A 22244-nucleotide genomic window follows, 5' to 3' on the forward strand; every position below is an offset into this window, starting at 1 on the left:
ATCTCCCTCGCTGCTATATGGCGCGCATGAGCACCAATTCTTCGACGCCCCTCGACCATATCCGCAACTTCTCGATCGTGGCCCATATCGACCACGGCAAGTCGACGCTCGCCGACCGGCTGATCCAGTCGACCGGCGGCCTTGCCGAACGCGAGATGTCGGAACAGGTCCTCGACTCAATGGATATCGAGCGCGAGCGCGGCATCACCATCAAGGCCCAGACCGTGCGCCTGCACTACAAGGCCAATGACGGCGAGACCTATGTGCTGAACCTCATCGACACGCCCGGCCACGTCGACTTCGCCTATGAAGTCTCGCGTTCGCTGTCGGCCTGTGAAGGGTCGCTTCTGGTCGTCGACGCCTCTCAGGGCGTGGAAGCCCAGACGCTCGCCAATGTCTACCAGGCGATCGACAACAACCACGAGCTGGTCACCGTGCTCAACAAGATCGACCTGCCGGCGGCCGAACCCGACCGCATCAAGGAACAGATCGAGGAAGTCATCGGCATCGACGCGTCGGAAGCCGTGCTGATCTCGGCAAAGACCGGCCTCGGCATCCCGGATGTGCTGGAAGCCATCGTCCAGCGCCTGCCCGCGCCGAAGAGCGAGGGCGGCGAGAAGGCCCCCCTGAAGGCGCTGCTGGTCGACAGCTGGTACGATACTTATCTCGGCGTCATGGTTCTGGTGCGTGTCATCGAAGGCCGCATCAGCAAGGGCCAGACCATTCGCATGATGGGCACGGATGCCAAATACACCATCGAGCGCGTCGGTGTGCTGACGCCGAAGATGGTGGCGATGGATAGCCTCGGCCCCGGCGAGATCGGCTTCATCACCGCCTCGATCAAGGAAGTGGCCGATACCCGCGTCGGTGATACGATCACCGAGGACAAGCGCCCGACGGCACAAGCCCTGCCGGGCTTCAAGCCGGCCCAGCCGGTGGTGTTCTGCGGCCTCTTCCCGGTCGACGCCGCCGATTTCGAGGACCTGCGCTCGGCGATGGGCAAGCTCCGCCTCAACGACGCCTCCTTCTCCTTCGAAATGGAATCGTCGGCGGCGCTGGGCTTCGGCTTCCGCTGCGGCTTCCTCGGCCTGCTTCACCTCGAAATCATCCAGGAGCGTCTGGAGCGCGAGTTCGATCTCGATCTGATCGCGACGGCCCCCTCGGTCGTCTATCAGCTCTACATGACCGACGGCACGATGCGCGAGCTGCACAACCCGGCCGACATGCCCGACGTCGTGAAAATCTCGGAAATCCACGAGCCGTGGATCCGTGCGACGATCCTGACGCCGGACGATTATCTCGGCGGCATCCTGAAGCTCTGCCAGGACCGCCGCGGCATCCAGATCGAGCTGACCTATGTCGGCACGCGCGCCATGCTGACCTATGACCTGCCGCTCAACGAAGTGGTCTTCGATTTCTACGACCGCCTGAAGTCGATCTCCAAGGGTTACGCCTCCTTCGACTACCAGATCACCGACCACAAGGAAGGCCATCTGGTGAAGATGTCGATCCTCGTCAACGGCGAGCCGGTCGATGCGCTCTCGATGATGGTGCACCGCATGGCGGCGGAAAAGCGCGGCCGCGACATGTGCGAGAAGCTCAAGGAGCTGATCCCGAAGCACATGTTCAAGATCCCGATCCAGGCCGCCATCGGCGGCAACGTGATCGCCCGCGAGACCATCTCGGCGCTGCGCAAGGACGTGACGGCCAAGTGCTACGGCGGCGACGCCACGCGCAAGCGCAAGCTGCTCGACAAGCAGAAGGCCGGCAAGAAGCGCATGCGCCAGTTCGGCAAGGTGGAGATCCCGCAGGAAGCTTTCATCGCCGCGCTCAAGATGGGTGACGAATAAGAAGGAAAAGGGGAGGCAATGCCTCCCTTTTTTATTATGGGGATCAATCCCGCTTGATCGTCGCCAGGACCTCCCAGAGGTCCGCGCCCGTTTCGAAGACGGCCGCGTTGGCACGAAAGCCGATCTCGGCGGAAATGATATCCATCATGCCGGCGGCCAGATCACCATCCGCCGACGCGCCGCCGGCGACGGTGCGGGCGGCCCGGTCGAAGCGCGCCGTTTCCGTTGTCATGCCCTGGCGGGCCGTGTTCATGATGCCGGAAATCTGCATGTGGAGAGGCTCCGTTGATCGGCTCTTCTTCTACACGCAATGCCTTTCGATCCCGTGAACGGAAAGCGGGAGTGCTCGTCCCGCTTCGGCACAAGTCAATGGCCGGGATGCAAGGCGTCGTTCAGATACATGCAGGTCAGCATGGTGAAGACATAGGCCTGGATGCCCGCCATCAGCAGTTCCAGCGCCGTCAGGGCCACGGTCATCGCGAAGGGCAGAATGGCGCCGAGCATGCCAAGCGCTCCGAGCTCGCCCATCGACACCACGAAGCCGGCAAAGACCTTCAGCGTGATATGCCCCGCCAGCATGACGGCGAAGAGACGCACGGAGTGGCTGACCGGCCGAGAAAGATAGGAAATCACCTCGATCGGCACGATGATCGGCGTCAGGATCAGCGGTACGCCATCCGGCACGAACAGCTTCAGGAACCGGGCGCCGTGACGGAACAGGCCGTAGAGCGTGACGGTCGCAAAGACCAGCATGGCCAGCGCGAAGGTAACGATCAGATGGCTCGTCACCGTGAAGGCATAGGGGAACATGCCGATGAGGTTGGCGACGAGGATGAACAGGAACAGCGAGAAGACCAGCGGGAAGAACCGCATACCTTCCTCGCCGGCATTGGCGCGGAGCGTCTTCGCAACGAATTCATGGGCAAGTTCCGCGCTCGCCTGAAAGCGGCCGGGCACCAGTTCGCGGCGGCGCGTGGCAAGTAGCAGGAAGGTGCCGGCCGCAACCACCGTCAGGACCATATAGGCCGACGAATTGGTAAAACTCAGATCAAAGCCGCCGATCTCGACGGGAATGAGCGGCTTGATCGCGAATTGCTCGATGGGTCCGGCCATGCGGTATCCTCAAAATACGTGCGCCCGCGAAGGCCGCCGGACGGCGCGCGACAGGGCACGGCACAGCCCGCGACGAGTCGCGAACGGAGGGGGATGAAAAGGGTGAAGGGTTCGACGGGCCATCCTGATCTCGCAAACGAGAAAAGGGGTCGTCCCCGGAACGAACAAGGCGCAGGTCGTCCTGCGCGAGGACTGCTTAGCCGTGGGCTCCAGCGTTGACAAGGCGCGTGAGGCGCCAATCACGCAAGTGTCATCCCCCAGGACTTTTCGCGTTTAAGGCCGCCAGCGAATCTGCGGGCCAAACCCGACATGATGAGGAGAATATGAGACAGACTGGCGACTACGCGACAGAGTGTGTACACGCCCAAAAGCAAAAGAGCCGTAAAACGGCCCTTCGCATGATCCGGTTCTGAGCGTGGCCGCTATCAGCCCTGCTTCAGCGGCGAGATCGCGATTTCAACGCGGCGGTTCTGCGCGCGGCCGGCTTCCGTCGCGTTGGAGGCGATCGGGCGCTCCAGGCCATAACCCATGGCCGACATGCGGCGCTGGTCGACGCCGCGCGAGGCGAGGTAATTGGCGACCGAATTGGCGCGGCGGTTGGAGAGATCCATGTTGTACCCGGCATTACCGACCGAATCGGTGTGGCCGTCGACATCGATCAGCGTCTTGTCGAACTTGCGCAGCACGAGCGCCACCGAATCGAGCGTCGGATAGAATGGCGGGATCACCTGGTCGCGATCCGTCGCGAAGGTGACATTCGAGGGCATGTTGAGCACGATGCGGTCGCCGACGCGGCTGACCGAGACGCCGGTTCCTTGCAGCTGCGCACGCAGCTCCGATTCCTGGTTGTCCATGTAATTGCCGATGGCGCCGCCGGCGAGCGCGCCGACACCCGCGCCGATCAGCGCGGCATTGCGGCGCTGCACCGGATTGTTGCCAATGAGCAGGCCCGCGACCGCGCCCACGCCGGCGCCGATGGCGGCACCGCCAGCCGTGTTGGAAACCTTCTGCTCACCCGTATACGGGTCCGTCGTCGTGCAGGCGGAAAGGTAGGTCGCTGCGAGCGCGACGAGCGCAACTTTCTTCAACATGGAGTGTCCCCGGAAACGTCGATGATTCTGCTTCAACCTAGCGATTGCGGCAGGAACATGAAAGAGGGCCGTTTTCAGGCGGTTTTCCCCTCGCCTTCGCCGTTTCCACTCGATGTGACGCCCGCACTCGCCGCAACGACCAGTGCCGTGCCAAGCATCTGCAGGGGCGTCATCGGCTGGCTGAGCACGAGGAAGCCGGCCAGTGCACCGAGCGCCGGCTCCAGGCTCATCAGGATGCCGAAGGCCGACATGGGCATGCGGCGCAGCGCGATCATCTCCAGCGCATAGGGAAAGAGCGGCACGAGAATGGCAAGGCCGAGCATCATGCCCAGCCCCTCCGGGTTCAAGGCCTCACCGACGCGCGGCAGGCCGAAGGGGGCGGCAGCAATGGCGGCGAACAGGAGCGACATGGAGAGGCCTTCCAGCCCCTTGAACACCGCCCCGGTCTTCTTCATCAGGATGATATAGGTACCCCAGCCGATGCCCGCGCCGACGGCGAACAGCATGCCGACGGGATCGCCGACCCAGCCCGCGCCGTCATGCGACAGGAGCACGACGCCGATGAAGGCGGCAACCGGCCAGACCAGCCGCCAGCCCTTGCCGAGCGACCAGGTGGCGACCGCCAGCGGCCCGAGGAACTCGATGGCGACGGCGAGACCGAGCGGAATGCGGGCGATCGCCGCGAAGAAACACAGCGTCATCGCCGCCATGGTGGCGCCGAGCAGGGCGGCACTCTTCCACTGTTCACGACTGTAGGAACGCATCGGCGGGCGCACGATCAGCGCCAGGATCACCGCAGCCATCACGAGGCGGAGGAAGGTCGTGGTCGAGGGGCCGAAGGCATGGATCGCCGTCGCCGAAAAGGCCGAGCCGAACTGGATGCTCGACATGGAGCCGAAGCACAGCAGGATGCCTGTGAAGAGCCCCGCATTGCCCGAGCCCGAAAGACCGCCACCGCTGGCCGTCGCCTGTTGATCTACCATAAGAACTCCTCCCCTAGGGCAACCAGTCCTAGAGGAGGGTCTGCCATCAGACAAATGGATAATCGTGACGCCTTGCTTCAGGAAAATTGATGCAAGATGTCAGCCTGCAATGCCCTTCAGGGTATTGGCGACATTGAGGCCGATCTGCGGCACGCCGTAGCCGCCTTCCATGCAGACGAGCACCGGCACGCCGCTCGCCGCGACCACCCTGCCCATCGTGATATAATCCGGCGAGGTCAGCTTGAAGAAGGAAATCGGGTCCTCCTCGAACGTATCGACGCCGAGCGAGAGCACGATCACCTCCGCACCGAAGGCCTCGATGCGCTTCAGCGAATCTTTCAGTGCCGCTTCCCAGACGGAATAGGGCGTGCCCGGTGGCATCGGATAGTTTTGCGTGGTGCCGGCACCGGCGCCCTTGCCGGTCTCCTCCGCGTAACCCAGGAAATGTGGGAAGGCTTCGGCCGGATCGCCATGCAGCGAGGCGAAATAGACGTCATCGCGCTCGTAGAAAATATCCTGCGTGCCGTTGCCGTGGTGGAAATCGACGTCGAGGATCGCGACCTTCTTGGCGCCCTTGTCGAGGAAGCGCTGGGCGGCGACGGCGGCGTTGTTGATGAAGCAATAGCCGCCGAAACTGTCGATGCCGGCATGGTGGCCCGGCGGGCGGCAGAGTGCGAAGGCGGACTTGGCACCGCCGGCGACGATATCGGCCGCCGTCAGCGCCGTCTGCATGGAGGAGAGCGCCGCCTCCCAGGTGCCGGGCGAAATCGCTGTTTCCGCAGCGTTGCAATAGTAGCCGAGCAAGCCGTCGATCTGGGTCGGGATGCGCGGCGAGGTGCGGCGCACGGGGAAGGACGTGGCGATCGCCTCGCCCTTGTAGCCGGCGGCCTGCCACTGCGTCCAAGCGGTCTGGAGGAAGGACAGGTAGCCGGCGTCATGAACCTTGTGCGCGGTTTCAAGGCCGTGCCGTTCCGGTGCGGCGATGTCGGTAAAACCGGCGTCCTTCACCGCGGCCAGAATCCATTCGGCCCGGAACGGCGCCTCGAAGGGCGGCACCAGTTCACCGCCGTAAAGCTCGCTGCGAGCGTTCCTGAGCTTGTGGTCCTCGGAAAAGATAATGCGCATGAAAAGTCCCCATTGTCATTTGGGCGCGACGGTAGTGCATTTTTCCGGCAAGGGAAATCTCTCCCGCGGGGTAGGTTTTCGCCCAGAATGCAAATCCGCCCCGGCCAATGGCAGGGGCGGATTGCGGGACGATCCCATGCGTCAGGCAAGCAGGGCCCTGCGCTGGCGGCCGAGACCGATCTGCTTGATCAGCATGATATCGGCAACCGCGACGGCGGCCACAGCGATGAGGCCCATGCCGACGGCGGTCAGGTTGGCGTGGTCGAGAACGAGCACCGCCACGCTGCCGAGAACCCAGAGTGCATCGCCGATCATGACGAAGCGCACGGCGGCGGGCGACGGCTGCTCCTGCCGGCCGACGGCGAGGTGAAAGCCGCCCCAGAAAACGAAGAAGACGGCGAAGGCCAGGAGAATGCCGGGCGTGGCGAGCGGACCGATAAGGCCGCTGATCGGGCCGGAAAAGGCAAAGAGCAGGCCGGCGGTGGCAAGCGAGAAGACGCCGTCGAACAGCATGATGGACTTCAGAAGATTGCGGTTGAGGGTGGCGAACATGATGGGTTCCTTTCGTTTCGATGGGCTGATCCTGCCCGGTGACCTGTCGCAAACCAATTACGTCAGAGGTAATGGAAATCATGTCCCGCCTCGTGTTGAGTGCGCGGGCAATCAGCGGAGGCGAGAATGGAATTCGGCGAACACCTGAAGGAATGGCGCAGCCACCGGCGCATGAGCCAGCTGGAACTGGCAAACGAGGCTGGCATTTCCTCGCGCCATCTCTCCTTTCTCGAAACCGGCCGCTCGCGCCCCTCGGAGGGCATGATCCTCCGCCTCTCCGCGGTGCTCGACATTCCCGCGCGCGATCAGGGCCTGTTGTTTTCAGCCGCCGGCTTTCGCCCGCGCTTCGCCACGGCGCCGGCCAAAAGCCTCGCTGCCGTGCCGCCCGCCGTCGCCGAGGCGATCGGTCTCATCCTCGGCCGGCACGATCCCTATCCGGGCGTCGTCTTCGATCACGAATACAATGTGCTCACCGCCAACCAGGCCTTTCTCGGTCTTGCCGGCATGGCGGGCATCGCCGTTTCGCCCGGCGACAATTTCCTCGATGCCTATCTCGGCCCGACGCCGCTGCGCTCCATCGTCGTCAACTGGGCGCAATCGGCCGCCGATCTGGTGCACCGCATCCGCGCGGAGGCATGGCTGCAGGGGCCGCGCAGCCCGCTTCTCAAGCGCATCGAACGGCTCGCCGCGCAGGAGGATATCAAGGCGGCGCTCGAAACCTTCCCGGAGGGCGACCGCCTGCCGATCCTGCCCATCGAGATGCAGATCGGCGCGAAGCGCTTCAACTGGATCACCACGCTGACCTCCTTCGGCTCGACACAGGACGCGCTCGTGCAGGGCGTGCTGATCGAAAGCTTCTTCCCCGCCGATGCCGAGACGCGGGCACATTTCGAGGGTGCGTGAAGGCATCCGAAACAGACTGGGGATGCCGCCCCCTCCACCCTGTCCTGCGGCGCCAAACGCACTACATTCGCGCCATGAGCTTCTTTTCCGACACTGATTCGCCGACCAACCTCACCGAATATTCGGTGTCGGACCTGTCCGGCTCCATCAAGCGCACCATCGAGCAGGCCTTCGACCAGGTCAGGGTGCGCGGCGAGATTTCCGGCTATCGCGGGCAGCATTCCTCGGGACATGCCTATTTCTCGCTGAAGGACGACAAGGCGCGCATCGACGCCGTCATCTGGAAGGGCAGCTTTTCGCGCCTGCGCTTCAAGCCGGAAGAGGGCATGGAGGTGATCGCCACCGGCAAGATCACCACCTTCCCCGGCTCGTCGAAATACCAGATCGTCATCGAGGCGCTGGAACCCGCCGGCGCCGGCGCGCTGATGGCGCTGCTCGAAGAGCGCCGCCGCAAGCTCGCCGCCGAGGGCCTGTTCGACACCGAGCGCAAGAAGCCGCTGCCCTTCCTGCCGAAAGTCATCGGCGTCGTCACCTCGCCGACCGGCGCCGTCATCCGTGACATCCTGCACCGCATCGCCGACCGCTTCCCCGTCCATGTCGTCGTCTGGCCCGTCAAGGTGCAGGGCGAAGGCTCGGGCCAGGAGGTGGCGGCCGCCATCGAGGGCTTCAACACGCTCGATCCGCTCGGGCCGATCCAGATCCCGGACGTGCTGATCGTCGCGCGCGGCGGCGGCAGCCTCGAAGACCTCTGGAGCTTCAACGACGAGATCGTCGTGCGCGCCGCCGCGGCCTCGAAAATCCCGCTGATCTCCGCCGTCGGCCACGAGACCGACTGGACGTTGATCGACCACGCCGCCGACCGTCGCGCGCCCACCCCGACGGGCGCCGCCGAAATGGCGGTGCCCGTGAAGGCCGATCTCGACGCCGAAATCGCCTCGCTTGCCGCCCGCCTGCGTGGCGCGACGGCCCGGCAGATGGACAATCGCCGCCAGGGCGTGCGCGCGCTTGCCCGTGCGCTGCCCTCGCTCGACCAGCTTCTGGCGCTGCCGCGCCGCCGCTTCGACGAGGCCGCCGCCGGCCTCGGCCGCGGCCTGCAGATGAACACGGTCAACAAGCGCCGCGCCTTCGAGCGCACCGCCGCGCATCTGCGGCCCGATATGCTGCTGACCCGCATTGCAGAGCGCCGCCAGCGCGTGGCCGATCGCGTGCTGCGCGCCGAGCGCATCGTCGAGCGCCGGCTCGACCAGCTGCGCGCCCGCCTCTCCGCCTTCGACGTGTCGCTGCGCGCCACGCCCGCCCGTATCAAGACGCAGACCGAGCGGTCGCGCGACAGGCTGAAGGGCCTCGCCTTGCGAGCCGAAAGCGCGCTTTCAGGCGATCTCTCGCGCCGCCGCGCCCTCGTTCAGGCGCAGGATCGCGTGCTGCAATCGCTCTCCTACCGCAATGTGCTGAAACGCGGCTATGCGCTGGTGCGCGACGAGGACGGCGTGCCGGTGAAGGGCGCCGCAGCGCTTGGCCCCGGCCGCGCCATCGCCATCGAATTCGCCGACGGCAGCGTGGAGGCCGTCACCGGCGCGGGCACCAATCCGGGCGGCAGCACGCCGCCGCGCAAGAAGCCGGCCAAGCCTGAGGCGGAGGCGGCCAACCCGGCACCGCGCCAAGGCTCGCTGTTCTGAGGCCGTCATGCGTATCCTGCTCGTGCTTGCCCATCCCCTGGAAGACAGCTTTGCCGCCAGCACGGCCGAAACGGTGCGCCGGAAGCTGACGGAGAACGGCCACACGGTCGATCTTCTCGATCTCTACCGCGAGAATTTCGACCCGCGCCTCAGCGTTTCCGAACGCGGGCGCTATTTCGAGCCCGACTACGATCCCTCTGAAGCCGAACCCTATATCGGCAGGCTGAAAGCGGCCGACGGGCTGGTGCTGGTTTTCCCCCAGTGGTGGTTCAACTTCCCGGCCATATTGAAAGGCTTCTTCGACCGCGTCTTCGCGCCCGGCGTCGCCTTCGAGAATGATCCGCAGGGCGGGCGCATCCAGCCGCGGCTCGGCAATATCCATCTGTTCTGGGCTTTCACCACGACGGGCTCGCCCTGGTGGGTCGTGACGTTCTATATGGGCAATCCCGTCAAGCGCCTTTTGAAGCGCGGCATCGCCGCCTTCTGCGCCAATGGGCTGGATTTCAAGCTGGTCAGCCTACACGACATGGACCGCATCGACGACACAAAGCGCCGCGCGCATCTTCTGCGCGTCGAAAAACTCGTCGACAAAATCTGAATTATTCGAATTCGCCGAGAAACTTGCGCAGCAAGCCATCGAGCGCCGCGCGCTCCTGCGCGTCGAGACCGTCGAGCAGCTTGTGCTGGTTTTCGACATGGTCCGTCACCGCCGCATCGACCAGCGCGAGCCCCTTCGGCGTCAGCGCGATGATCACGCCGCGCCGATCGTCCGGATTGTGGGACCGTTCGATGAGGCCGGCCTTTTCCAGCTGGTCGAGCCGGTTGGTCATGGTGCCGGAGGAGACCATAGTCGTGGCGATGAGGTCGCCCGGCGACAGCCGGTAGGGCGGGCCGGAGCGGCGCAGCGTCGCCAGCACGTCGAAACTCGCCGAATTGAGCCCATGCGCGGCCAGCGCCTTTTCGATCTCCCGCGCCAGATGCGTGCGCAGCCGCGCGATGCGGCCGAGAAGTCCCATCGGCTCGACATCGAGGTCGGGCCGTTCGCGGTTCCACTGGGCGAGAATTCTGTCGACATGATCCATGGCGCGACTAAAGCCGGCAACTATCTTGACGTCAAGATAAAATCATATATCTTGACATCAAGATTCTTCGAATGGAGATATCCATGTCTCGCACCTCCGACATCCTCTTCACCGCAACGGCCCCCGCCATCTGGGGCAGCACTTACATCGTCACCACCGAGCTTCTGCCGTCCGGTTATCCGCTGACGGTGGCCATGCTGCGCGCCTTGCCGGCGGGCCTTATCCTGCTCGCGCTCGTGCGCCAGCTGCCGAAGGGCATCTGGTGGCCGCGCACCTTCCTGCTCGGCGCGCTGAATTTCTCGTTTTTCTGGGCGATGCTCTTCGTTTCGGCCTATCGCCTGCCCGGTGGCGTTGCTGCGACGGTCGGCGCCATTCAGCCGCTGATCGTTCTCGGCCTGTCGCGCGCCCTGATGGGTACGACGGTGCGCCCGCTTGCCGTCGTCGCCGGCCTTGCCGGCATCGGCGGGGTCGCGCTTCTCGTGCTGACGCCGGCCGCCAAACTCGATCCGATCGGCATCGCCGCCGGCCTTGCGGGTGCGGTCTCGATGGCTTTCGGCACGGTTCTGTCGCGCCACTGGCAGCCGCCCGTGCCGCCGCTCACCTTCACCGCCTGGCAATTGACGGCCGGCGGTCTGCTGCTGGTGCCCGTCGCGCTCACCTTCGAACCCGCTCTGCCGGTTCCCTCCGTGCAGAACCTGCTCGGCTTCGTCTATCTCGGCGGCATCGGCGCGGCGCTGACCTATATCGTCTGGTTCCGCGGCCTGTCGCGGCTCGACCCGGCGACCGTCTCGCCGCTCGGTTTTCTCAGCCCGCTCGTCGCCGTCATGCTCGGCTGGGCGCTACTGGCGCAGGACCTCAGCCCCTTCCAGATAACGGGCATGGTGGTGGTTCTCGCCAGCGTCTGGCTCAGCCAATGGGCGCAATCGGCCCCGGCGGCAAAGACGGTCAGTCCGAGCGGTGCGCCTTCCGCCGCGCGGCTGTCAGCCCTTTGAAGACGGCATGGGCAAGGTCGGCCTCGACCATGGCGGAGAGGCCGGCGGCGGTGGTGCCGCGATATTCCATGAAGAGTTCGACAATATCGGCGGGCGTCTGTGCAATGCCCGCCATCTGCGTCGCAGCGCCCAGAAAAAGCTGGCGCACCGCGATATCGGCCGTATCCGGATCGATGCCGGATTCGATGGCATGGCGGATCATCGCATCCGCCATAAGCGCCGGAAAGGCCGGCCCGGACCCGGTCAACGCCGTGAAATAATCCAGCTCGTATTCGCCGCTGATGACATGCTCGCGGCCGGACGCGGCAAAGAACCGGCGGGCGAAGTCCAGCTCCGACCGGCGCACATCGCGCGTTGCAAACCACGGCGTGAACGACAGACGCTGCTCGGCGCAGGCATTCGGCATCGCCCGCACGATGCGCTGTGCGCCGAACCGGTCGGAAATTTCTTCCACCGTCACGCCAGCCATGACCGAGATCACGAAACGGCCGCGCAGATCAAGCTCGAGCGCCTCGATATCGGCGGGACGGATGGAGAGGAGAATGACGTCGGAGGCATCGACGAGGATCGCATTGTCCGTCGTCATATGCACGCCCGGCCACGCTTCGAAGCCGGAAATATTGCCGGAGCGCGAGGACAGGACGAGATCGGCGGGTTTGATGATGCGGTCGGTCAGAACCGGCCGGAGCAAAGCCCCGGCCAGCCAACCACCGCCACCGATCACGCCGAGATGCGTCATGCGCGCTCGCCGGCCCATTCGCCGGCGCGCATGACGGGGACGCGGCTGCCGTCATTGCGGATACCGTCGATATCCACCTTGTCGGAGCCGATCATCCAGTCGATATGGATGAGGCTTTCATTGCCGCCCTGCGCGCGGATCTGTTCCGGCGAGAGGTTTGCGCCATCCAGGAAGCACTTCGAATAGCACTGGCCGAGCGCAATGTGGCAGGAGGCGTTTTCGTCGAACAGCGTGTTGTAGAACAGTATGCCGCTCGCCGAGATCGGCGAGGAATGCGGCACCAGCGCCACTTCGCCGAGCCGGCGCGCGCCCTCGTCGGTGTCCAGCACCTTGTTCAGCACCGCCTCGCCCTTCGACGCCTTCGCCTCGACGATCCGGCCACCTTCGAAGCGCACCTGGATATCGTCGATCAGCGTGCCCTGATGCGACAGCGGCTTGGTCGAGGAGACATGGCCTTCAACGCGCAGCGCATGCGGCGTCGTGAACACTTCTTCCGTCGGAATGTTCGGATTGCAGGTGATGCCGTTCTTCGCGGTGGAGGCGCCGCCGTGCCATTCGTGGCCGTCGGCGAGGCCGACCGTCAGGTCGGTGCCCGGCCCCTTGAAGTGAAGGGCGGCGAAGCGCTCGCCGTTCAGCCAGGCCGAACGCTTGGCAAGGCCGGCATTGTGCGCGGCCCAGGCCCCGACGGGATCGGCGACATCGACGCGCGAGGCGGCGAAGATCGCATTGGCGAGCTTTTCGACCGCCACGTCCTCCGGATCGTTCGGGAACACCTGTTTGGCCCAGGACGGATTCGGATAGGAGACGATGTTCCAGTTGATGTCGAAATTGGCGATCTTCTCCAGCGCCGGCTTGTAGGCCATGGAATTGGCCTTGTTGGCGCGGGCGACCTTGGCCGGGTCCTCATTGGCGAGCAGCATCGGGTTGTCGCCGGCAATAGCGAGGCGCGCCGCGCCGTTGGCATAGGCCTTGGCCATGCCCTCGTAGAGCCAGTCCGAGGCGCGGTCGAAGCTTTCGTCCGGCGCATTGTGATAGCGGGCGAGCGTTGCTTCCTCGTCGGCATAGAAGGTGCTGACGAGACCTGCACCCGCCTTGTAGGCATGTTTGGTAATGAGACGGGCGAGCGGCAGCGCGGCAATCGGGGCCGTCATCACGAGGTCCTGCCCCTTCTGAAGCTGCAAGCCGACGCGCACGGCGACCTCGGCGAGCTTGTCGAGTTTTGCGGGATCGACGGCGGCAGCGGAATTGGCGGGGTATGTCATGACAGGCCTGTCTTTCTGAAATCGATGAATGAAACTTAGTGTGCCCTGCAACAAATGAGAAGGCGCAATCAGGCGATGACGGATGCGGAAATCGCCTTCAGCGCCGTCAAGGCATCGCGCGGCGCAAGCCGAACCTGCAAGCCGCGCTGGCCGCCATTCATATAGACGGCCTCATGGACGAGCGCAGCCTCCTCTATGGCCGTCGGCACCTGCTTCTTCTGTCCGAACGGGCTGATGCCGCCGACCACGAAGCCGGTCAACCGCTCGGCGTCGGCGGGCTTCATCATGTTGGCCGACTTGCCCTTGAAGGCGCTGGCGAGCTTTTTCATGCTGACCTCGCAATCGGAGGGCACGATGACGCAGACCGGCTTGCCATCCACCTCCGCCATCAGCGTCTTCAGCACGCGTGCCGGATCCTCTCCCAAGGCCTCGGCGGCCTGGATGCCGACGCGGTCGGCTGTCGGATCGTAGTCGTAGGTATGGACGGTGAAGGAAACGCCGGCCTTGGCGAGGGCCTGGGTGGCGCGGGTGGTCTTGGACATGGGCGGGCCGTCATCGAAACGAAAATATCGGACCGCATGGGTGCGAAATGCCGGACGGCTTGTCAACCGCCCGGACTGAGTGTCCTCAGACCCGCTCCAGTGCCACGGCAATGCCCTGGCCGACGCCGATGCACATGGTAGACAACGAGCGCTTCTTGCCGGAAAGCTGCAATTCCAGCGCCGCAGTCCCGGTGATACGCGCGCCCGACATGCCGAGCGGATGGCCGAGCGCGATGGCGCCGCCATTCGGGTTCACCTGTTCCGCGTCGTCGGCAATGCCGAGTTCGCGCAGCGTGGCGAGCCCCTGCGAGGCGAAGGCCTCGTTGAGTTCGATCACGTCGAAATCCGATGGCTTGAGGCCGAGGCGGGCGCAGAGACGCTGCGTGGCATAGACCGGACCGATGCCCATGATGCGCGGCGGCACGCCCGCCATGGCGCCACCGAGAATGCGCGCGATGGGCGTCAGGCCGTACTTCTTGACCGCCGCTTCCGAGGCGATGATCAGCGCGGCCGCACCGTCATTGACACCGGAAGCATTGCCCGCTGTCACCGTTCCGCCCTCCTTCTTGAAGGGCGTGCCGAGTTTGGCGAGTGCTTCCATCGTCGTCGCGCGCGGATGCTCATCCTTCTCCACGACGACCGGATCACCCTTGCGCTGGGGAATGGTGACGGGCGTGATCTCCCTGGCCAGACGGCCGTTTGCCTGCGCCGCGGCGGCCTTGGCCTGCGAGCGAAGGGCGAAGGCGTCCTGATCCTCGCGCGACACCTTGAACTCTTCGGCGACGTTCTCGCCGGTCTCCGGCATGGAATCGACGCCGTACTGCTTCTTCATCACCGGATTGATGAAGCGCCAGCCGATGGTCGTGTCGTGGATTTCCGCGCTGCGCGAAAAGGCCGTCTCCGCCTTGGGCATGACGAAGGGCGCGCGGCTCATGCTTTCCACGCCGCCGGCTATCAACAGCTCCGCCTCGCCGGCCTTGATGGCGCGGGCGGCGGCGATGACGGCATCCATGCCAGAGCCGCACAGCCGGTTGATCGTCGTGCCCGAGACCGAAACGGGCAGGCCTGCGAGCAGCGACGCCATGCGCGCGACGTTCCTGTTGTCCTCGCCCGCCTGGTTGGCGCAGCCATAGACCACGTCGTCGACGGCCTCCCAGTCGATACCCGTGTTGCGCGCCATCAGCGCCTTCAGCGGGATCGCGCCGAGATCGTCGGCACGCACGGACGAGAGCGAACCGCCGAAACGGCCGATGGGCGTGCGGATATAGTCGCAGATATAGGCGTCAGACATGATTTCCTCAGAGTTCCGGTACGACGAGGTCGGCGACGGGGCCGTCGATATGCAGTGTCGCGCCCGTCATAGCCTGCAATTCCTCGACCGTCATGCCCGCCAGCTTTTCGCGCAGCACGAAGCGGCCGCCCGACACGTCGATGACGGCATGGCTGGTATAGATGCGGGTGATGCAGCCGACACCGGTCAGCGGAAAGCTGCAACGCTCCACCAGCTTCGGTTCGCCGTTCTTGGTGACATGCTCGGTGATGACGACCACCGATTTTGCGCCATGCACCAGATCCATCGCGCCCCCGACCGCCGGCACGCCCTTGGAGCCGACGCGCCAATTGGCAAGGTCGCCATTCTCCGCCACCTGATAGGCACCGAGGATTGCCACATCGAGATGGCCGCCGCGCACCATGGCGAAGCTGTCGGCATGGTGGAAGAAGGCCGATCCCGGCTTCAGCGTCACCGCCTTCTTGCCGGCATTGATCAGGTCCCAGTCCTCCTCACCCGGCGGCGGCGCCTCACCGAAATCGAGAATGCCGTTTTCCGTATGGAAGATCGCCTCGCGTCCCTCGGGCTGATAGCGCGCCACCATCTCTGGAAAGCCGATGCCGAGGTTCACATAGGCGCCGTCGGCAATGTCCTGCGCCGCGCGCCAGGCGATCTGGGCGTTGGAAAGCTTGATGTCTTCGCGTGTATCGACGGTCATGCGTAGGCCACTCCTGCGCGGATCAGTGCTTCTTCCTGGCCGGGATCGGCGACTTCGACGATCCGGTCGACGAAGATGCCCGGCGTGACGACCTGTTCGGGATCGATACCGCCGGGCGCCACCAGCCTGGAGACCTGCACGATGGTCTTGCCCGCCGCCATGCACATCAGCGGGCTGAAATTGCGGGCGGCCTTGTTGTAGGTGAGGTTGCCGTGCGTATCGCCCACATGCGCCTTGATCAGCGCGAAGTCGGCCTTCAGCCAGCGCTCCTGCACATACATGCGGCCATCGAATTCCGCGACCGGCTTGCCCTCGGCGAGTTCCGTGCCGAAACCCGTCGGCGTGTAGAAGGCGGGGATGCCCGCGCCGCCGGCGCGGATGCGCTCGGCCAGCGTGCCCTGCGGCACCAGTTCCAGTTCGATTTTCCCGGCCAGATAGTTTTCGGTGAAGGCGCGCGGATCGGAGGAGCGCGGGAAGGAGCAGATCATCTTGCGCACCCGCCCCGCATCGATCATCGCCGCGATGCCGACACGTCCGTTGCCGGCATTGTTGTTGATGATGGTGAGGTCCCTCGCCCCCGTATCGATCAGCGCGTGGATCAATTCGATCGGCGCGCCGGAGCCGCCGAACCCGCCGATCATCACCGTCGCCCCATCGCCGATGCCCGCTACCGCTTCCGCCAGACTTGAGATGCTCTTGTCCATGCCAATCTCCCGATGTCGGCAAGAGAGGTAGATCCGAAGGGGAAAAGCGGCAATGCATTTTGTGCGTTATTTGACATTTGTTCAATATGCGCACAAAGTGGATTGCCCTGCCCTCTCCGCGTCGTGGTCGGGCTTGACTGACCGTCCACCCGCCGCGATTGCCGCGTGGATCCTTGGCTCAAGGCCGAGGATGACGGAGGAGAGGTCGCGATCGGGAAGGGAACAACCATGCGGGAAACGGACTTCATCGGCGGCTTCGCCAAGGGCCTCAGGGTCATCGAGGCCTTCGGCGAGACGAAGCCGCGCCTCACCATCACCGATATCGCGAGAGAAACCGGCCTCGACCGGGCGACGGCGCGGCGGTGCCTGCTCACCCTCGCCGAACTCGGCTACGCCGCCTATGACGGCAAGTTCTTCGAGCTGACGCCGAAAATCCTGCGGCTCGGCCATGCCTATCTCTCGGCGACCCCGCTGCCGCGGCTCGTCCAGCCGTTCCTCGACCAGCTTTCCGAAACGGTCGGCCAGAGTGCGTCCGCCTCGGTGCTCGATGGTGCCGATATCGTCTATGTCGCCCGCGCCGCGCAGAAGCGCGTCATGTCGATCAGCCTGATGGCCGGCTCGCGCCTGCCGGCCTATTGCGCCTCGATGGGCCGCGTGCTGCTCGCAGCCCTGCCCGAGGCCGAGGCCCGCGCCATCATCGCGGCCTCCGACCGCAAGGCCAACACGCCCTTCACCAAGACCGATCCCGACGCATTGCTGGACGAGCTTTCGAAGGTCCGCAAACAGGGTTTCGCCCTGATCGACCAGGAGCTGGAGATCGGCCTGCGCTCCATCGCCGTGCCGCTGGAAAACGCCCGTGGCCGCACCGTCGCGGCCCTCAATATCGGCGCACCGGCCGCCCATGCCGCCGCGGAAGAGATGGTCGAGCGCTATCTGCCGGCAATGCGCGCGGTGCAGGCGGCACTGCGGCCTTTGCTCGCCTGATCTTGACAGACCGCAGGCGCGGCCCCCACCTTTTGCAGCGCAACAGGAGGCCGCCATGCGCGACGACGAGAGCAAGCTCACCCGCACCAAGCGCCAATGGGCCGATCAGGGCAAGTTTCTGACCGGCCGCATCACCCGGCCGGAAACCGATCGCCTGCCGCCCGGCCAGCATCTGGTGACGAACTGGCCCGTGCTCGATCTCGGCCAGCAGCCCGTCATCCGCCCGGAAAATTGGCGGCTCGATGTGAAGGGCGGCGCGGAAAACCCTGTTTCCTTCGGCTGGACGGACTTTCTCGCCTTGCCGCAGAGCCAGAAACTGTCCGACATCCACTGCGTGACGACCTGGTCACGCTATGACAACCGCTGGGAAGGCGTTTCGACCCGCGATCTGCTCGACCGCGTCGTGCCCCGGCCGGAAGCGAATTTCGTGATGCTGACGAGCTATGACGGCTACACGACCAATCTGCCGCTGGTCGATTTCGCCGCCGAGGACGCCATTCTCGCCACCCATTGGGAGGGCAGGCCGATCTCCGCCGAACATGGCGGGCCGATGCGCCTCGTCGTGCCGCATCTCTATTTCTGGAAAAGCGCCAAGTGGCTGACGCGCATCGATTTCCTGCCCGGCGACCAGGCCGGGTTCTGGGAGCGCAACGGCTATCACATGCGCGGCGATCCATGGGCGGAAGAACGCTACTCCGACGACTGAGCCGCCAGCCGCGCCCGCTCCGCCAGCCGGAAGGCGCGGGGTGTGGCGCCTGTCGCCCGCAGGAACGAGTGGGAGAAATAGGCCGCATCGGCAAAGCCGAGGGCAAGGCCGATCTCCTGCGCCGGCGCCTCGGTGAAGACCAGCGCGCGCTTCGCCTCGTCGATCAGTTTGCGCGCGATATAGGCATGCGCCGTCAGCCCCGTCGCCGCCTTGACGACGCGGTTGAGATGGGTCGGCGAAATGCCGATTTCCCGTGCATAGAACTGCGCCGGCTTCTGGCTGCGGAAATGCTGCTGGATCAGGCCGTTGAGATGCTCCATGCGGCGCGCCGTCTCGCCGGCCGCCTCGCCCGGCCCGTCCAGCGGATTGTCCCGGCTCCACAGCCGCGCCGCCAGCGTCAGCACCGAGACCAGATAGGCTTCCATCAGGTCCGTGCGGCCGCTCTTGCGCCCCGCCCATTCGCCGGCCAGCCGCTCCAGCGCCGCCAGCACGAAGCCGCCATCCGGATCGCCGGCGTCGAGCGGCGTCACGCGCGGCGCGGCGGCAAACCGCCCCGCCGCGCCGGAAAGGCGCAGATGCGAGGCGAGCATCGTGAAGACATGGCCATCGACATCGCGGGAAAAACGAAAGCCGTGGCCGACTGCCGGCAGCACCGTGACGATGGCCGGCGGCGTCAGCGCCACCGTCTCGGCACCGAAGCGCGCATCGCCCGATCCGGCGGAAATGTACAGGATCTGGAAAAAGCTCTCATGCCGGTGCAGACCGATCTCATAACGGTGCAGGCTGCTGCGTGACGGTATCGTCTCGCAATGCAGCCAGAAATCCGGGGAATTTCCGACCCTTTCGCCATAGAGATCGTAGGTCGGAACGGTTTTCGCCATGCCGCCGCCTCCCAATGGCAATGTTCGTTTTGTACAAGCGAAGGCGCGATCCGTCCATTGCGCAAGCCCGCCCGCTCTCGGAAAATTTGCGAAATGTCAGGGAGAGGGCAGCATGCGCGTTCAGGTCGTCATCATCGGGTCGGGGCCGTCGGGCCTGTTGCTCGGCCAGTTGCTGGGCAAGGCCAGCATCGACACCGTCCTTCTCGACCGCTCCAGCCGCGCGCATATCCTGTCGCGCGTGCGGGCCGGCGTGCTGGAGGAGGGCACGGTTCGCCTGGCGGAGGCCGCCGGCGTCGGCACGCGCCTCAAGGCCGAGGGCCTGCCGCATGACGGTTTCTCGCTCGCCTTCGACGGCCGCGACCACCGCATCGACCTGCTCGGCCTCACCCAGGGAAAGCGCGTCATGGTCTATGGCCAGACCGAGCTGACGCGGGACTTGATCGAGGCTCGCGAGGCCGAAAGCCGGCTAACGATCTACGAGGCCGCCAACGTCACGCCGCACGGTTTCGATGGCGGATCGCCCCATGTCACCTATGAGAAGGACGGCGTGGCGCATCGCATCGACTGCGATTTCATCGCCGGCTGCGACGGTTTTCACGGCGCCAGCCGCAAGGCCGTGCCGGAACAGGCCATCCGCACCTTCGAGAAGGTCTATCCCTTCGGCTGGCTCGGCATTCTCGCGGACGTGCCGCCGGTCGATCATGAACTGATCTATGCCAATCATCCGCGCGGCTTCGCGCTCTGCTCCATGCGCTCGCTCACCCGCAGCCGCTACTACATCCAGTGCGCATTGGACGAGAAGATCGAGGCATGGTCCGACGACCAATTCTGGGACGAGCTGCGCCGCCGCCTGCCCGCCCATCATGCCGCGGCGATGGTGACGGGACCGAGTTTTGAAAAATCCATCGCGCCGCTGCGCTCCTTCGTCGCCGAGCCGATGCGGTTCGACCGGCTGTTCCTCGTCGGCGACGCCGCCCATATCGTGCCGCCGACCGGCGCCAAGGGCCTGAATCTTGCGGCAAGCGATGTGCACTACCTCGCAAGTGGCCTCATCGAGCACTACGAGGACCGCTCGAATGCCGGCCTCGACGCCTATTCGCAAAAGGCGCTCGCCCGTGTCTGGAAGGCCGTGCGCTTCTCCTGGTGGATGACGAGCATGCTGCACCGTTTCCCCGGCACCGGCGAATTCGACCAGAAGATCCAGGAAGCCGAGCTCGACTACCTCACCCATTCCCGCGCCGCCGAGACGGCGCTGGCGGAAAACTATGTCGGCCTGCCCTATTGAGCGGCTACCTGCCGGTAGATTTCCACCGCCGCCCGCACCAGCGCCGCATTGTCTTTCGCCAGCGTACCATCCGGCAACAACCGGCCGTCCTCGAGGCCGACACGCGTCGACCAGCGTCGGGCCGCCATTCCTGCAAAATGCCAGACCGTCTCGTCCATGCCATGCAGCTGGATCGGCCGGCGCAGGCCGGCCTTGTCGAGAACTGCATGAATGCCGTCCGCAACCGCCGTCGCTTCGCCAAAATCCTGCTCGTCGATCTCGATGAGGATGCGCAAGGGCGGCCGCTCCAGCGTAAGATCGACAAGGCGCTCCGCGTCGGCAACCGAGGCGAGCCCCGCCTCGATGCCGACGCCGCGCGCCGAGAGGGCTTGCATGACGGCAGGTGCGGCAGGTTCCGACAGGTTGACCGAAGCATAGTCCGGCAACTCCCGCCAGGCGGCGATGGCCGCAAGCGTGCGCGCATCGCTTTTCTCGATCCAGTCTCCAGTGGATACGCCGACCAGCGTGCCGGGCACAGCCGCGCGCACCAGCCGCATCGTTTCGTCCATGACCTCGGCCGCAAGGCTCTCGCGCCCATCGGCGCCACGGGTGTGCAGATGGATTTCGCGGGCACCGGCGAGGATGCAGGCGAGGCAATCCGCTGCCATCGCCTCTGGTGTCAGCGGCAAGGCCGGATGAAAGGCCGCGTCGCGCGCGCCGTTGATGCAGGCCTGAACGATCATGCGGCACCCTCCTCGTGCGGTTTGGACCACGAGGCTGACACGGCGCACCGCCCCATGCAACCGCCGTCAGGCCCGCGGCGCCACCGCACCCGCCGCCTCGCGGATCGTCTGCATGAGAATGGCGAGCGGCAGGGAGGGGGCGATCTCCGCCCGCACGGTGAAGCCGACGGCGCCCTTCGTCTCGCTCGTATCGATCGGCAGCGCCGAAAGCACGCCCTCGGCGATATCGCCGGCCACCACGCCCTCGGAGATGATCCAGACCGCATCGCTATCGCGCACGAAGGCGCGGCCGAAAGCGTCGGAGACGGTCTCGATCGGGTTTGCCACATCGGCAATGCCATTGGCGATCAGGAAGCGTTCGACGAAGGGCCGGATGATCGAACCCTCGGTCGGCATCAGCACCGGATAGGCGTCGAGGCCGGCAAAAACGGCACCGCCGGACAGCAGCGGATGCCCCGCACGGACGCAAAAAACCACTTTCTCGGAATAGAGATGCTCGAAGGAAAAGCCGGTCATCTGCTCGGGCGCCGCCAGCCGCCCGACGACCAGATCGAGATCGCCAAGACGCAATTGCTCCAAAAGCACCGCATTCTCCCCCGTCACAATCTTGATCCGCGCCCCGGTTTCTTCCGCCAGAAAGAGCCGCATCGCCCTGGGCATGATGCGCGTCGAGACGGTGGGCAGCGCACCGATGCGCACCGGCGGTGCTTCGCCCGCCCGCGCCTGCGAGACCGAATCGAGCCCATACCGCAGCGCCGCCAGCGCCGCCCCGGCATGGCGCAAAAACACCTCGCCCATGCGGGTGATGCGGATGCCGCGCCCGTCGCGCTCGAAGACGGCGACATCCAGAACCTCTTCTAGCTCGCGGATGGTCTTCGTCACCGCCGGCTGACTGACATGCAGCAGGACGGCCGCCTTCATCACGCTCTTCTGGCGCGCCACCTCGACAAAGGTCTGGAGATGGCGGACCTTGATGCGGCTGTCTATCACGCTTTTCATAACCCATACGTTATCAGATCGGCCGAAAATATCATTTTACCGAACCGGATTGAAGGATCAATCTG

General features: G+C 65.1%; 24 protein-coding genes. 8 read left to right on the plus strand and 16 right to left on the minus strand.

The genetic code is table 11. From position 1 onward, the window contains the following. Positions 1-17 precede the first annotated feature (17 nt). A complete protein-coding gene (gene lepA, locus D0Y60_RS04955) occupies positions 18-1850 on the plus strand; it encodes a translation elongation factor 4 (protein ID WP_117367418.1) in 1833 nt (610 codons plus the stop codon). Between the two features lie 43 nt (positions 1851-1893). Here the strand turns inward: lepA and D0Y60_RS04960 are convergent, their stop codons facing one another. The 6 genes from D0Y60_RS04960 to D0Y60_RS04985 all read right to left on the minus strand — a co-directional run bounded on the left by D0Y60_RS04960 (position 1894) and on the right by D0Y60_RS04985 (position 6714). After that, positions 1894-2121 (minus strand): hypothetical protein, encoded by a 228-nt coding sequence (locus D0Y60_RS04960; protein WP_117367420.1) that lies wholly within the window; start codon positions 2119-2121, stop codon positions 1894-1896. Positions 2122-2216: 95 nt separating this feature from the next. Then, positions 2217-2963 (minus strand): F0F1 ATP synthase subunit A, encoded by a 747-nt coding sequence (locus D0Y60_RS04965; RefSeq protein WP_117367422.1) that lies wholly within the window; start codon positions 2961-2963, stop codon positions 2217-2219. Positions 2964-3388: 425 nt separating this feature from the next. Next, the gene (locus D0Y60_RS04970; protein WP_117367424.1) at positions 3389-4054 is read right to left on the minus strand and encodes an OmpA family protein; all 666 of its coding nucleotides are present in this window, start codon (positions 4052-4054) and stop codon (positions 3389-3391) included. Positions 4055-4128: 74 nt separating this feature from the next. Further along, positions 4129-5037 (minus strand): EamA family transporter, encoded by a 909-nt coding sequence (locus D0Y60_RS04975; protein WP_117367426.1) that lies wholly within the window; start codon positions 5035-5037, stop codon positions 4129-4131. Positions 5038-5136: 99 nt separating this feature from the next. After that, positions 5137-6162, minus strand: a complete 1026-nt coding sequence (locus tag D0Y60_RS04980) for a histone deacetylase family protein (RefSeq protein ID WP_117367428.1) — start codon at positions 6160-6162, stop codon at positions 5137-5139. 141 nt (positions 6163-6303) lie between these two features. After that, complete coding sequence (locus tag D0Y60_RS04985) at positions 6304-6714, minus strand: hypothetical protein (protein WP_117367430.1); 411 nt, start codon at positions 6712-6714, stop codon at positions 6304-6306. Positions 6715-6840: 126 nt separating this feature from the next. Here D0Y60_RS04985 and D0Y60_RS04990 point away from each other — a divergent pair, with 126 nt between their 5' ends. The 3 genes from D0Y60_RS04990 to D0Y60_RS05000 all read left to right on the plus strand — a co-directional run bounded on the left by D0Y60_RS04990 (position 6841) and on the right by D0Y60_RS05000 (position 9891). Then, positions 6841-7617: a helix-turn-helix domain-containing protein gene (locus tag D0Y60_RS04990; protein ID WP_117367432.1), complete on the plus strand. Its 777-nt coding sequence runs from the start codon at positions 6841-6843 to the stop codon at positions 7615-7617. A gap of 74 nt (positions 7618-7691) precedes the next feature. Further along, entirely contained in the window at positions 7692-9293 is a 1602-nt protein-coding gene (xseA, locus tag D0Y60_RS04995; RefSeq protein ID WP_117367434.1) for an exodeoxyribonuclease VII large subunit, read from the plus strand. A gap of 7 nt (positions 9294-9300) precedes the next feature. Next, positions 9301-9891: an NAD(P)H-dependent oxidoreductase gene (locus D0Y60_RS05000; RefSeq protein ID WP_117367436.1), complete on the plus strand. Its 591-nt coding sequence runs from the start codon at positions 9301-9303 to the stop codon at positions 9889-9891. 1 nt (position 9892) lies between these two features. On the opposite strand, the gene D0Y60_RS05005 is transcribed toward D0Y60_RS05000, so the two are convergent. Further along, the gene (locus D0Y60_RS05005; protein WP_117367438.1) at positions 9893-10375 is read right to left on the minus strand and encodes a MarR family transcriptional regulator; all 483 of its coding nucleotides are present in this window, start codon (positions 10373-10375) and stop codon (positions 9893-9895) included. A gap of 83 nt (positions 10376-10458) precedes the next feature. On the opposite strand from D0Y60_RS05005, the gene D0Y60_RS05010 reads away from it, so the two are divergent. Then, positions 10459-11367 (plus strand): EamA family transporter, encoded by a 909-nt coding sequence (locus D0Y60_RS05010; protein WP_117367440.1) that lies wholly within the window; start codon positions 10459-10461, stop codon positions 11365-11367. Here the strand turns inward: D0Y60_RS05010 and D0Y60_RS05015 are convergent. From D0Y60_RS05015 to D0Y60_RS05040, 6 genes are all read right to left on the minus strand, one after another. Continuing rightward, on the minus strand, positions 11321-12106 hold the full coding sequence (locus tag D0Y60_RS05015) for a pyrroline-5-carboxylate reductase dimerization domain-containing protein (RefSeq protein WP_158565406.1): 786 nt from the start codon (positions 12104-12106) through the stop codon (positions 11321-11323). The genes D0Y60_RS05010 and D0Y60_RS05015 overlap by 47 nt on opposite strands. Next, positions 12103-13368, minus strand: a complete 1266-nt coding sequence (locus tag D0Y60_RS05020; protein WP_117367444.1) for an aminopeptidase — start codon at positions 13366-13368, stop codon at positions 12103-12105. Before D0Y60_RS05020 ends, D0Y60_RS05015 begins: the two co-directional genes overlap by 4 nt. Before the next feature lie 68 nt (positions 13369-13436). Continuing rightward, on the minus strand, positions 13437-13910 hold the full coding sequence (ybaK, locus tag D0Y60_RS05025; RefSeq protein WP_117368376.1) for a Cys-tRNA(Pro) deacylase: 474 nt from the start codon (positions 13908-13910) through the stop codon (positions 13437-13439). 85 nt (positions 13911-13995) lie between these two features. Then, entirely contained in the window at positions 13996-15201 is a 1206-nt protein-coding gene (pcaF, locus tag D0Y60_RS05030) for a 3-oxoadipyl-CoA thiolase (protein ID WP_117367446.1), read from the minus strand. Positions 15202-15208: 7 nt separating this feature from the next. Then, positions 15209-15898 carry a CoA transferase subunit B gene (locus D0Y60_RS05035; protein WP_117367448.1) on the minus strand — a complete coding sequence of 230 codons (690 nt, stop codon included), beginning with the start codon at positions 15896-15898 and terminating at the stop codon, positions 15209-15211. Next, a complete protein-coding gene (locus D0Y60_RS05040; protein WP_117367449.1) occupies positions 15895-16602 on the minus strand; it encodes a 3-oxoacid CoA-transferase subunit A in 708 nt (235 codons plus the stop codon). The genes D0Y60_RS05035 and D0Y60_RS05040 overlap by 4 nt, the downstream gene beginning before the upstream one ends. Positions 16603-16830: 228 nt before the next feature. Between D0Y60_RS05040 and D0Y60_RS05045 the strand changes: the two genes are divergently transcribed. Further along, complete coding sequence (locus tag D0Y60_RS05045) at positions 16831-17586, plus strand: IclR family transcriptional regulator (RefSeq protein WP_117367451.1); 756 nt, start codon at positions 16831-16833, stop codon at positions 17584-17586. 55 nt (positions 17587-17641) lie between these two features. Next, the gene (locus D0Y60_RS05050; protein ID WP_117367453.1) at positions 17642-18292 is read left to right on the plus strand and encodes a sulfite oxidase-like oxidoreductase; all 651 of its coding nucleotides are present in this window, start codon (positions 17642-17644) and stop codon (positions 18290-18292) included. Here D0Y60_RS05050 and D0Y60_RS05055 read toward each other — a convergent pair. Continuing rightward, the gene (locus tag D0Y60_RS05055; RefSeq protein ID WP_117367455.1) at positions 18277-19173 is read right to left on the minus strand and encodes a helix-turn-helix domain-containing protein; all 897 of its coding nucleotides are present in this window, start codon (positions 19171-19173) and stop codon (positions 18277-18279) included. The two genes, D0Y60_RS05050 and D0Y60_RS05055, sit on opposite strands and share 16 nt — an antisense overlap. A gap of 112 nt (positions 19174-19285) precedes the next feature. Between D0Y60_RS05055 and pobA the strand changes: the two genes are divergently transcribed. Beyond that, a complete protein-coding gene (pobA, locus tag D0Y60_RS05060; protein ID WP_117367457.1) occupies positions 19286-20458 on the plus strand; it encodes a 4-hydroxybenzoate 3-monooxygenase in 1173 nt (390 codons plus the stop codon). Here pobA and D0Y60_RS05065 read toward each other — a convergent pair. Further along, positions 20452-21180, minus strand: coding sequence for a 3-keto-5-aminohexanoate cleavage protein (locus tag D0Y60_RS05065; RefSeq protein WP_117367459.1), 729 nt, complete (start codon positions 21178-21180; stop codon positions 20452-20454). The genes pobA and D0Y60_RS05065 overlap by 7 nt on opposite strands. A 66-nt stretch (positions 21181-21246) precedes the next feature. After that, complete coding sequence (gene pcaQ, locus D0Y60_RS05070; protein ID WP_117368378.1) at positions 21247-22170, minus strand: pca operon transcription factor PcaQ; 924 nt, start codon at positions 22168-22170, stop codon at positions 21247-21249. Between the last annotated feature and the right edge of the window lie 74 nt (positions 22171-22244).

Source organism: Shinella sp. WSJ-2 (assembly GCF_003432075.1).
GTDB lineage: Bacteria > Pseudomonadota > Alphaproteobacteria > Rhizobiales > Rhizobiaceae > Shinella.